This is a genomic window from Agilicoccus flavus (genome assembly GCF_014857905.1).
Classification (GTDB): Bacteria; Actinomycetota; Actinomycetes; order Actinomycetales; family Dermatophilaceae; genus Agilicoccus; species Agilicoccus flavus.
In genome coordinates this window covers 470,302-481,246 of record NZ_JACYXE010000002.1, presented here as the reverse complement: position 1 = coordinate 481,246, position 10,945 = coordinate 470,302, and the positions used below count along the sequence as shown (strand labels likewise).

Here is a 10,945-nt window from a genome sequence, read left to right as displayed (position 1 = left end):
CGTGCTGCCGGTCCGCGCCGCCTCACTCCCGCGGGGCCTCGCTCGGGCCCGTGCCGCCAGTGCCGTCCGAGCCGCCCGGGCCGCCCGAGGAGGCCACGTGGCGGTGGACCGCGGCGGCGAACGCGTCCCCGCGCGCGCCGTAGTTCGGGAACATGTCCATCGACGCGGCGGCCGGCGCGAGCAGGACGACGTCGCCGGGCCGCGCGAGCGTGGCTGCCCGGGCGACGACCTCGTCCATCGCCCCAGTGTCGGTCCGGGTCACGTCGATCACGGGGAGATCGGGCGCGTGTCGGGCCAGAGCCGCGGCGATCCGGTCCCGGTCCGCGCCGAGCAGGACGGCCCCGCGCAGCCGAGGGACGACGTCGGCGACGAGGTCGTCGACCTCGGCCCCCTTGAGCAGCCCGCCGGCGATCCACACGACGCGTTCGTACGTCGCGAGCGAGGCGGCCGCGGCATGGGTGTTCGTGGCCTTGGAGTCGTCGACCCACGTCACGTCGGCGTGGCGCGCGACCGTCGCGATGCGGTGCGGCTCGGCCTCGTACGCGCGCAACCCGTTCCGCACGGCGGCCGGGGGCACCCCGGCGGCCCGCGCGAGCGCCGCGGCGGCGAGCGCGTCGGCGACGACGTGGGGCGCGGCCGGAACGCCCGCCCGTTCCAGGTCGGCGAGGGTGCCGATCTCGGCGGCGCTCGTCGCGCGTTCCTCCACGAACGCGCGGTCGGCGAGGACGTCCTCGACGAGGCCGACCATCGACCGGGCGGGCACGCCGAGGGTGAACCCGACCGCGCGGCAGCCTTCGACGACCTCAGCCTCCTCGACGAGGTGCATCGTGTCCGGGTCCTGCTCGTTGTAGACGCACGCGACCTGGGTACGGGCGTAGACGCGCCCCTTCGCGGCCCGGTAGGCCTGGGCCCCGCCGTGCCAGTCGAGGTGGTCGGGCGCGATGTTGAGGCACGCGGAGGCCAGCGGCGAGACGGACTCCTGCCAGTGCAGCTGGAAGCTGCTCAGCTCGACGGCGATGACGTCGTAGGGGTCGGGGTGCAGCACGGCCTCGAGCAGCGGGGTGCCGACGTTCCCGGCGGCGGTGGCGCGCAGGCCGGCCGCGCGCAGGATGGTGGCCAGCATCGTCACGACGGTCGTCTTGCCGTTCGTGCCGGTGACGGTGAGCCACGGCGCCGGGTTCTCGCGGGGACGCATCCGCCAGGCGAGCTCGACCTCGCCCCACACGGGGATCCCGCCCTCGGCCGCGGCGACGAGCAGGGGGGTGTCGGGGCGCCAACCGGGGGACGTCACGACGAGGTCGATGCCGCGCAGCGTGCGCTCCCGGGCCGCCTCGTCGGCGCCGGCGGCCGCGCCGGACTCACCGAGCAGGAGCTCGGCGCCGAGGATCTCGAGGATCCGGGCCCGCTCGGTCATGGCCGGGGCGGAGCCGGCGTCGACGGCCCGGACCTCGCAGCCGCGTTCGAGCAGCGCGTCGGCGGCGGCGAAGCCGCTGACGCCGAGTCCGGTGACGAGCACCCGCAGGCCCGCCCAGTCCGCTCCCCCGTGGTCGAGCCCCTCGCGCGGGGCCGGGGCGGTCACTGCCCGCTCCCGACGGCCCACTCCGCGTAGAAGAGGCCGAGCCCGAGGCCGACGCACAGGCCGGCGACGATCCAGAAGCGGATGACGATGGTGACCTCGTTCCAGCCGACGAGTTCGAAGTGGTGCTGTAGGGGCGCCATCCGGAAGACGCGCTTGCGGGTCATCTTGAACGACGCCACCTGGATGATGACGGACAGCGTGATGATGACGAACAGCCCGCCGAGGATGACGATGAGCAGCTCGGTGCGGCTCGTGATGGCGAGGCCGGCGAGCGCCCCGCCGAGGGCGAGCGATCCGGTGTCGCCCATGAAGATCTTGGCCGGCGAGGCGTTCCACCACAGGAAGCCGATGCACGCGCCCATGAGGGCGGCCGACAGGATGGCGAGGTCGTGGCTGTGCGGGGTCGGGTAGCAGTTCGCGGTCAGCCCGCTCGCCCGCTGGCAGTTCTGGTTGAACTGCCACGTGTTGATGAGGATGTAGGCCGCGGAGACGAGGACCGTCGCGCCCGTGGCGAGGCCGTCGAGCCCGTCGGTGAGGTTCACCCCGTTGCTCGTCCCCGCGATCATGAGGTTGATCCAGAGCACGAAGAGCAGCAGCCCGACGACGGGGCCGAACGTCAGCCAGTTGAGCGAGGTGTCCCGGACGAACGAGATCGAGGTGGACGCCGGGGTCGCGCCGTGGGCGTCGGGGAAGCGCAGCACGAGGACCGCGAAGACCGTGCCGACGAGCAGCTGGCCGACGAGCTTCTGCCACGACCGCAGGCCGAGGCTGCGGGCCTTCGAGATCTTGATGTAGTCGTCGAGCCAGCCGACGAGGCCGAGGCCGCCCATGAGGAAGAGGACGAGCAGGGCGCTCGCGCTGATCGGGGTGCGGGTCGAGAGGTGGGCGAGCAGGTAGCCGAGCACGCAGCCGGCGATGATGACGGCGCCGCCCATCGTCGGGGTGCCGCGCTTGGTGTGGTGGGTCGTCGGCCCGTCGTCGCGGACGAACTGCCCGTACCCGCGGCGCACGAGGAACTTGATGTACAGCGGGGTGCCGAACAGGCCGACGAGCAGCGAGACGGACACGGCCACGAGGACGGCGGTCACGAGGCCACCTCGTCCTGGGCGGCCCGACCGGCCGGGCGAGCGGTCCGGTCGTCGCGCCCGCCCCGCCCCCCGGACTCGACGAGGCGGTCGCCGAGGTCCCGCAGGCCCGCGTCCCGACTCGACTTGACCAGCACGACGTCTCCCGCGCGCAACTCGTCCTCCAGCACCGCGTACGCCTCCTGCGTGTCCCGGACCCAGCGGGCCCGTGTCGGGGTCCTGCCCGCGGCGGCCCCGTCCTGCACCGGCCGGGCGTCCGCCCCGACGGCCAGGACCTCGTCGATCCCGAGGTCGTGGGCGAGACTACCGATCTCGCGGTGCAGGTCGGGACCCGAGGGTCCGAGTTCCAGCATGGCCCCGAGCACGGCCCACGTCCGGCGCGCGCCTCCCATGCGGGCGAGCGTGCGCAGGGCGCCGGCCATGGACTCGGGGTTGGCGTTGTAGGCGTCGTTGACGACGCTCACGCCGTCGGCGCGCTCGTGCCGCTCCATGCGCCACCGGCTCGCGAGTCGGGCCTGCCCGAGGGCGGCGGCGACGTCGGGAAGCGCCATGCCCACCTCGAGGGCGACCGCGGCGACGGCGAGGGCGTTGTCGACCTGGTGTTCGCCGAGCACGCCGAGCGTCACGGGGACGCCGGTCCCGTCCGGTCCGCCGGCGCGCAGCGTGAACGAGGCGGCGCCGAGGTCGTCGACCCGGACATCGGCCGCGGTGACCCGGCCCGACCGGTCCGGGTTGGCCTCGTCGCCGCCCTCGGCGGGGCCCGACCCGCGCCCGGTGAACACCGTGCGGACGCCGTCGGGCACGGGCATGGCCGCCACGAGGGGGTCGTCACCGTTGAGGACGGCGAGGCCGCCGGCGGGCAGGGCCGCGACGAGTTCGCCCTTGGCGCGGGCGATGTTGTCGCGCGAGCCGAACTCGCCCACGTGGGCGGACCCGACGTTGAGGACGACGCCGATCCGCGGGTGCGTCATGTCGGTGAGGTACGTGAGGTGGCCGAGACCGCGCGCGCCCATCTCGAGGACGAGGACACGGGTGGTGGGGGTGACGCGGCAGACCGTGAGCGGGACGCCGACCTCGGAGTTGAGGGAGCCGACGTTGGCGACGGTCTCGCCGTGCCGAGCCAGCACCGCCGCGAGCAGGTCCTTGGTCGTGGTCTTCCCCGACGACCCGGTGACCCCGACGACGGTGAGGCCGGGGACGCAGGCGATGACCTCGCTCGCGAGCGCCGCGAAGGCCTCCTGCACGTCGTCGACGACGACGCAGGGCAGGTCGGGCAGAGGGCGGGTGGTCAGGGCGCCGACGGCGCCCGCCGCCGCCGCCGCGGCCGCGAAGTCGTGGCCGTCGGCCCGCTCGCCCACGCGGGCGACGTAGAGGGAGCCCGGGCCGGCCTCGCGGGAGTCGGTGACGACCGGCCCGTCGACGAGGGCGTCGGCGCCGTGCAGGCGGCCGCCGACGACGTCGGCGATCCGCGTGAGAGTGAGCGGGATCATCGGGCCTCCCCGGGCCGGGCGAGCCGGGCGGAGCGCCGGGCCCAGGCCCGGCGCGCCACCTCGCGGTCGTCGAACGGCGTCACCTGCTCGCCGATGGTCTGCGTGCGTTCGTGCCCCTTGCCGAGCAGCGCGACGACGCCGTCGGCGCCCGCCTCGGTCAGGGCCCGTTCGATGCCCGCCTCGCGGCCCGGGACGTCGTAGCACGCGTCGGGGGCGGCGGCGCCGGGCGCGCCCGCGGCCTCGCGGGCCCCGCGCAGGACGGCGGCGCGGATCCGGGCCGGGTCGTCGCGGCGCGGGTTGTCGTCGGTGACGACGACGACGTCGGCCCCGCGGGCGGCGGCCGCGCCCATGAGGGGACGCTTGCCGGCGTCACGGTCGCCCCCCGCGCCGAGCAGGGCCACGACCGGCGAACCCGGGGACGACCGCGCCGCCTGCGCCGACAGGGCCGACAGGGTCGCGGTGATGGCCTCGGGCGTGTGGGCGAAGTCGACGTAGACGTCCGGGGCGCCGGGGCCGAGGTCGACGTGCTCCATCCGCCCGGGGACGGTGACGTCCGCGTCGGTGGCGGCGGTGACGTCCTCGACCCCGAGCAGGCGCAGGAGGAGGGCGGCGACCGCCGCGTTGATCCGGTTGTGCCCGCCCGGCAGCGCCTGCCGGACCACGAGGTCGCCCTCCGGCCCCGACGCCCCGGTGAGGACGACGGGCGCGCCGGCGGGGACGTCGAGCGCAACGTGCCGGTCGGCCTCGACGTCCGCGCGGGAGGACAGCGTGGTCACGGGCACCTCGGCCTCGTCGGCGAGGCGGCGCCCCCACGCGTCGTCGACGACGACGACGCCGGCGCGGGAGCGCTGCCGCGTGAACAGCGACGCCTTCGCGGCGTAGTACGCCTCCATCGAGCCGTGGAAGTCGAGGTGGTCCTGGCTGAGGTTCGTGAACGCCGCGGCGTCGTAGACGACCCCGTCGACCCGATGCAGGGCGAGGGCGTGGCTCGAGACCTCCATGACGCACACGTCGACCCCCTCGGCCGCCATGAGCGCGAGCAGGCCGTGCAGGTCCGGGGATTCGGGGGTCGTGCGCGCACTGGGGACGCTCCGGCCCGCGACGCGCGTCTCGATCGTGCCGATGAGGCCCGTGCTCAGGCCCGCGCCGCGCAGGGCGGCCTCGAGCAGGTAGGCCGTCGTCGTCTTGCCGTTCGTGCCCGTGATGCCCACGATGCGCGGCGCGCCGCCGGGGCGGTCGGTGCCGTAGACCCGCGCGGACACGCCCCCGAGCACGGCCCGCGGGTCGTCCGCGACGAGGACCGTCGCCGGCGACGCCCCGGGCTGCTCGGCGAGCAGCGCCGCCCCGGCGGGATCGGTGAGGACCGCCACCGCGCCCGCCTGCAGGGCGGCGGCGGCGAAGCGGGCCCCGTGGACGTTGGCCCCGGGCAGCGCCGCGTACAGGTCGCCGGGGAGCACGGCGCGGTTGTCGAGGGCCACCCCGGTGAGGGCCACTCCAGCGGGATCCACCCCCGCACCGAGCCGGATCCCGGCGACGGCGGCGAGGAGATCGGACAGTGGCACCGGCGTGACGTGAGGGGGTCGGAGACTGGCTGGCACGACCTGGACGCTACCCGTTGCCGGTCGTCGTGGACGAGTCGTCGACCCCGGACTCCGCGTCGGACTCCGACGCGGAGGACGACGACGAGGACGACGCGGAGGACGACGACGAGGGCGTGGTGGACCTCGTCGACGTCGACGAGCTCGAGGGGGACGACGAACGCGGCGAGCGGGCGGTCGGGGCGCCGCGGTCGGGGATGGAGCCGGGGTCGACCTGGCCGGCGCTCGGCCCGGTCTTCTGCCCGACGTAGAGGGGGTAGGGCGTCCGCTTCTCGCCCGTGGGCGCGACGCCGTACTTCTCCAGCGCGTAGCTCATGACCTTCTGGAACACCGGCCCGGCGACGCTGCCGCCGTAGTGGCCGCCCTTGGGGTTGGCCACGAACACGCCGACGACGAACTGGGGCTTGTCCGCGGGAGCGAACCCGACGAACGAGGCCATCATGCCGCCGGTCCCGGAGTAGCGGTTCGCGGTGCCGGTCTTGCCGGCGACCGGCACCCCGGTGATGCCCGCCTGCGCCGCCGTGCCGTTCTCGCCGACGACGCTCTCGAGCATCAGCGTCATCTCGGCGGCCGTCTTCTCGGACACGACCCGCCGGCCCTCCGGCAGGGCCTTCGGGGTGAGCGTGCCGTCGTCGGCCGCGACGGCGTCGACGAGCGTGGGCGGCACGCGGACGCCCTGGTTGGCGATGGTCTGGAAGACCCCCGTGGCCTGGATCGCGGTCGTCGCGACGGACTGGCCGTAGAGGATGGTCCAGCGCTGCTGGTGCTCCCACTCCTCCGACGGGGCGAAGATGCCGCGGGACTCCCCGGGGAAGCCGACGCCGCTGGGCGCGCCCACCCCGAACGCGCGGTAGTACTTCTCGATGGTGGCCGGGGCGATCTGCTCGGTGGCGAGGATCGTGCCGACGTTGGACGACTGCGCGAGGATGCCCGCGAGCGTGAGCCGCTCGACGGGGTGCTCGTGGGAGTCGTTGAGGGTCGTCGAGGCGCGCTCGATCTTGTCGTCCACGGTGAACGGGCTCGTCGGGGTGTGCACACCCTCCTCGAGCGCGGTGCCGATCGACATGACCTTGGCGGTCGAGCCGGGCTCGAACACCTCCTGGAACGGCAGCGACGAGGTCACGCTGCCCGTGGCCCCCGGCTTCGCCGGGTCGAACCCGGGCGACTGGGCGACGGCGAGCAGTCGGCCCTTGCGGTCCATGACGACGGCCATCCCCGACTCGGCCTTGGTCTCCTTCACCTTGGCCTCGATGGCCTGGTGGGCGTACCAGTTGAGGTCGTTGTCGAGGGTGAGGCGCACGGCCCGTCCGGGCGTGGCCGGCGAGGTGTCGTCGACGCCCATCGGGATGATCCGCCCGTCGGCGGAGACCTCGCGGATCGTCTTGCCCGGCTTGCCGGCGAGCTGGTCGTCGAGCAGGTACTCGAGGCCGCTGCCGGTGCCGTCGGCCGCGCGCCCGTCGGGGCCGACGAAGCCGACGATGGGGGCGGCCGCGGGGCCGGCCGGGTAGGTCCGCCGCGACGCCTTGACGCCGGCGAGCCCCGGGACGTCGAGCTTCTCGACGGCGCGCCACGTCTCGGGCTTCACCGCGACCGCGAGGCGGGCGTACTTCGGCGAGGCGGGGGTGCCGCGCAGCAGGGTCTCCAGCTCGCCCACGGGCATGTCGAGCGCCGGGGCGAGGATCCTCGCGGCGCCCCGGGCCCCCGGCTTCTCGGTCTTCTTCGTCCTTCGGTCCGTGCGGGTCCAGCCCGCGATGATCTCGGGGTCGGCCACGATGTCGCGGCGTTCCTCGTCGACGGCGAGCGGCGTGCCGCTGCGGTCGAGGATCGACCCGCGCTGGGCGGCGATCGGGAACTCGCGGGTGCGGCTCAGGGTCGCCCGCTCGGACAGCGCGCCCGCCTCGATGCCCTGCAGCCGGACGAGCTGCGCGGCGAACACGGTGAAGACGAAGCAGGCGACGAGGAACATCGCGCGCACGCGGCGCCGCGGGTTCGCGAGGCCGACGCGCAGGGGTCGACCCCCGCCCCGGCCACCGCCGGAGCCGTCGCGCCGACCGGCTCCCCCGGCGCCCCCGGCCCGGCGCGCCGGGCCGCGGCCGTCCCGGTCGGAGCGGTCGCGGGACGTCGCGTACGCCGAGGCGCGCGGACGCTCGGACTCGCCGACGCGACCGGCGCGGGCCGCGGTCGATCGCTTCTTGCCGCCCTCGCTCACGGCCGTCGCGCCGTCGCGGCGCGGCCCGCGCGTGCGGTCCATCGGGCTCACCGGTCGGCCGAGGCCTCGCCGGACGGCGAGGAGGACGCGCGGGCGGAGGACGGCGAGGACGCTTCGCCCGACCGGGTGGACGGGGACGCCGACCCGGAACTCGACGGGGAGGCCGTGGACGACGGCGCGGGCGTGGCGTCGCCGGAGGCGGTCGGTGCGGGAGCGGCGGCCTGCGGGATCCCGAGGACCTGCCCGTCGGGCAGCCGCAGGAACGCGGGCGAGACGCCCTCGACCATGCCGAGCTCGCGGGCGCGCTCGGCGAGCACCGCGGGCGAACGGGACTGCCGGACGTCGGCCTCGAGGGCCTGCTGCTTCTCGCGCATGAGCTGCGACTCGTCGGCGAGGCGGTGCCAGTCGTAGGCCCCCTGGGCGAGCGACATGTTGAGGAAGAGCAGCAGCAGGAGACCCGCGGTGAGCAGGAACGAGCAGAGGACGACGAACGGGAGCCGACGCGGCCGCGTGGGGACGGCGGGCACGACCCGCAGGTGCGGGCGGGCCGGTTCGATGCGGCGGGGCGCCCGGGTCGCAGTCCGCGCGGCGGCGGGCATCTGGCTCATCGGGGGCGTCCCTTCGTGGTGGTGCTGTTCTTCGTGGTGGTGCTGCTCGTCGTGCGGGTCTTCGTCGTGCGGGTGCGCCCGGTCGCAGGTCGGATGCGTTCGGCCGCCCGGAGCCGGGCCGAGGCCGCCCGGGGATTGGTCCCGACCTCCGCCTCCCCCGGCTCCTCCCCGCCGCGGGTGAGCAGCCGCAGCTCCGGAGCGTGCTCCGGGAGCTCGACGGGAAAGCCGGGCGGAGCAGTGCCGGTCGAGGCGGCCGCGAGCGCCCGCTTCACCATCCTGTCCTCCAGGGAGTGGTAACTGAGGACAGCGACACGCCCTCCGACCCCGAGAGTGTGCAGCGCGGCCGGGATCGCCGCGGCGAGGGAGTCGAGTTCGCCGTTGACCTCGATCCGCAGCGCCTGGAAGGTGCGCTTGGCCGGGTGTCCGCCGGTCCGCCGGGAGGCGGCCGGGATCACCCGGTACAGCAGCTCGACGAGCCGGGCCGACCCGGTGAAGGGCTCGGCCTCCCGCTCGGCGACGACGGCGGAGGCGATGCGACCGGCGAACCGCTCCTCGCCGTAGTCGCGCAGGATGCGGGCGAGGTCGCCGTGGGCGTAGGTGTTGAGGACGTCCGCGGCGGTGAGCCCGCCGTCGGTGTCCATGCGCATGTCGAGCGGAGCGGGCCGACTGTAGGCGAATCCCCGGTCGGCTTCGTCGAGCTGCAGCGAGGACACGCCGAGGTCGAGGAGGATCGCGTCGGCGTGCGCGAAGCCGGCGTCGGCGACGACGTCGCCGATCTCGTCGTAGACGGCCCGGGCCGGGCGGAAGCGGTCGCCGAACCGCGCCAGGCGTCGCGAGGCGATCTCGAGCGCCTGGGGGTCGCGGTCGATCCCGATCGCGACCGCGTCCGGGCAGGCGAGCAGGATCGCCTCGGTGTGGCCCCCCATGCCGAGGGTCCCGTCGACGAACACCGGGGCCGGCGCGGACGGATCGCGGCGGGTCAGCGCGGGGGCGAGGATCTCGACGCAGCGGTCGAGCATGACCGGCACGTGAGCGTCGGAACCCTCACGCGTCGCCGCCATCGGGTGTCCTCCGTCCGGGTCGAGGGCCTCCCCGCGGGGGCGAGGCGTCGGTCACGTGGGTTCGTCGTGCGATCTGCGGACGCGGGCGAGCCTGCGAGCCGCAGTGAGCGCGTTCCGGCTCGACAGGGGGTGGGCGGGATCGGGTGGCGCAAGCCTCCCGGCCGCGCCCGGACGCGGCAACTCTGACGGTCATGACGAGCGTGAGACGAGCTTCGACCTCCAGGAGAGGTCGAGCATCGTCGTCGCCGGTGGGACGGGTCGGCCGGTGTCCTCCGCCCCGCCCTCCGGTCCCCCACCGCGTCGCCGGTTCGTGCGCGCCCACCGGGACCGGGGAAGTGTCCCGGGTGGCGCGTGCGAGCTGCGACGACGGGCCGGGAAGTGCCCGCCGTCGTCGTCGGCCCCGGATCCGGGAAGTGACCCGGGAGCCGGACGAGCGGTGTGGAGACCGGAAGGCGGGGAGCGCGGGACCGACGTCGTCGACGGCCCCGGTGGCCCGTGCCCACCGTTCGTGGTGCGTGTGCTGGTCGTGCTGGTGGTTCTTGCCGTGCTGTGGTCCTGCTGCCGTTCGCCCCCGTCTCACAGGAGACCCGGGATGACCTCCTCCGCCTGGTCGGCGAAGGCCTGCTCCGTGCTCTCGAGGTAGGCGGTCCACGACGCCGTGTCCCACACCTCGACCCGCGAGCCGGCCCCGATGACCGTGCAATCGCGGTCCAACCCGGCGTAGGCGCGCAGCCCGGCCGGAATCGTGACCCGCCCCTGCTTGTCCGGGATCTCGTCGAAGGCCCCGGACAGGAAGACGCGGAGGTAGTCCCGGACGGCCTTGCTCGTCACGGGCGCCGCACGGAGGTCGTCGGCGACCTTGACGAACTCGTCCATCGGGAAGACGTAGAGACACCGTTCCTGGCCACGGGTGACGACGAGGCCCGACGCGAGTCGCTCCCGGAACTTCGCGGGAAGGATCAGTCGGCCCTTGTCGTCGAGTCGCGGGGTGTGCGTACCGAGGAACATCTCGGCACCTCCTCCCCGCGACACCGTCCCCATGGTGCCCCTATGTCCTCCACATTAACCCACTTTCCACCCCCGTCAACGACTTCTGGGGCGACGCGAGTCGCTGATGTCGGCAACAGCCCAGGTCAGACGCGGTGGGGAGAAGTGGAGTGTCGGTGGGGCCCAGGGGGGTGGACGCGACCGTTCCGTCGCGATCCGGACCACCCGCAGCGGGAGAATCGCCGCCTGCACGGGCCCTGAACTGCGTCGCCGCCGATCCGGCGGGCCTCGCCCCCGAGGGTCGGGCACCCGCGGTGGAGGGATGTGG

At 74.9% G+C, this 10,945-nt stretch carries 8 protein-coding genes; all 8 read right to left on the bottom strand.

Features of this window, described 5'->3' with window-relative positions:
* Positions 1-22: 22 nt before the first annotated feature.
* Positions 23-1,579 (bottom strand): UDP-N-acetylmuramoyl-L-alanine--D-glutamate ligase, encoded by a 1,557-nt coding sequence (murD, locus tag ICW24_RS05620; RefSeq protein WP_226344727.1) that lies wholly within the window; start codon positions 1,577-1,579, stop codon positions 23-25.
* Positions 1,576-2,667, bottom strand: a complete 1,092-nt coding sequence (mraY, locus tag ICW24_RS05615; RefSeq protein WP_226344726.1) for a phospho-N-acetylmuramoyl-pentapeptide-transferase — start codon at positions 2,665-2,667, stop codon at positions 1,576-1,578. The genes murD and mraY overlap by 4 nt, the downstream gene beginning before the upstream one ends.
* On the bottom strand, positions 2,664-4,154 hold the full coding sequence (locus tag ICW24_RS05610; protein WP_226344725.1) for a UDP-N-acetylmuramoyl-tripeptide--D-alanyl-D-alanine ligase: 1,491 nt from the start codon (positions 4,152-4,154) through the stop codon (positions 2,664-2,666). Before ICW24_RS05610 ends, mraY begins: the two co-directional genes overlap by 4 nt.
* Positions 4,151-5,716 (bottom strand): UDP-N-acetylmuramoyl-L-alanyl-D-glutamate--2,6-diaminopimelate ligase, encoded by a 1,566-nt coding sequence (locus ICW24_RS05605; protein ID WP_226344724.1) that lies wholly within the window; start codon positions 5,714-5,716, stop codon positions 4,151-4,153. The genes ICW24_RS05610 and ICW24_RS05605 overlap by 4 nt, the downstream gene beginning before the upstream one ends.
* 46 nt (positions 5,717-5,762) lie before the next feature.
* The gene (locus ICW24_RS05600) at positions 5,763-8,003 is read right to left on the bottom strand and encodes a peptidoglycan D,D-transpeptidase FtsI family protein (RefSeq protein WP_226344723.1); all 2,241 of its coding nucleotides are present in this window, start codon (positions 8,001-8,003) and stop codon (positions 5,763-5,765) included.
* A gap of 5 nt (positions 8,004-8,008) precedes the next feature.
* Complete coding sequence (gene ftsL / locus ICW24_RS05595; protein WP_226344722.1) at positions 8,009-8,569, bottom strand: cell division protein FtsL; 561 nt, start codon at positions 8,567-8,569, stop codon at positions 8,009-8,011.
* Positions 8,566-9,630, bottom strand: a complete 1,065-nt coding sequence (rsmH, locus tag ICW24_RS05590) for a 16S rRNA (cytosine(1402)-N(4))-methyltransferase RsmH (protein ID WP_226344721.1) — start codon at positions 9,628-9,630, stop codon at positions 8,566-8,568. Before rsmH ends, ftsL begins: the two co-directional genes overlap by 4 nt.
* A gap of 576 nt (positions 9,631-10,206) precedes the next feature.
* Positions 10,207-10,638 (bottom strand): division/cell wall cluster transcriptional repressor MraZ, encoded by a 432-nt coding sequence (gene mraZ / locus ICW24_RS05585; RefSeq protein ID WP_226344720.1) that lies wholly within the window; start codon positions 10,636-10,638, stop codon positions 10,207-10,209.
* Positions 10,639-10,945: the final 307 nt, after the last annotated feature.

What these genes read in the sequence shown, in the direction of transcription:
- ftsL (WP_226344722.1), bottom strand. Translation starts at nt 8,569, where the DNA reads ATGAGCCAGATGCCCGCCGCCGCGCGGACTGCGACCCGGGCGCCCCGC.
- mraZ (WP_226344720.1), bottom strand. Translation starts at nt 10,638, where the DNA reads ATGTTCCTCGGTACGCACACCCCGCGACTCGACGACAAGGGCCGACTG.
- rsmH (WP_226344721.1), bottom strand. Translation starts at nt 9,630, where the DNA reads ATGGCGGCGACGCGTGAGGGTTCCGACGCTCACGTGCCGGTCATGCTC.
- ICW24_RS05600 (WP_226344723.1), bottom strand. Translation starts at nt 8,003, where the DNA reads ATGGACCGCACGCGCGGGCCGCGCCGCGACGGCGCGACGGCCGTGAGC.
- ICW24_RS05610 (WP_226344725.1), bottom strand. Translation starts at nt 4,154, where the DNA reads ATGATCCCGCTCACTCTCACGCGGATCGCCGACGTCGTCGGCGGCCGC.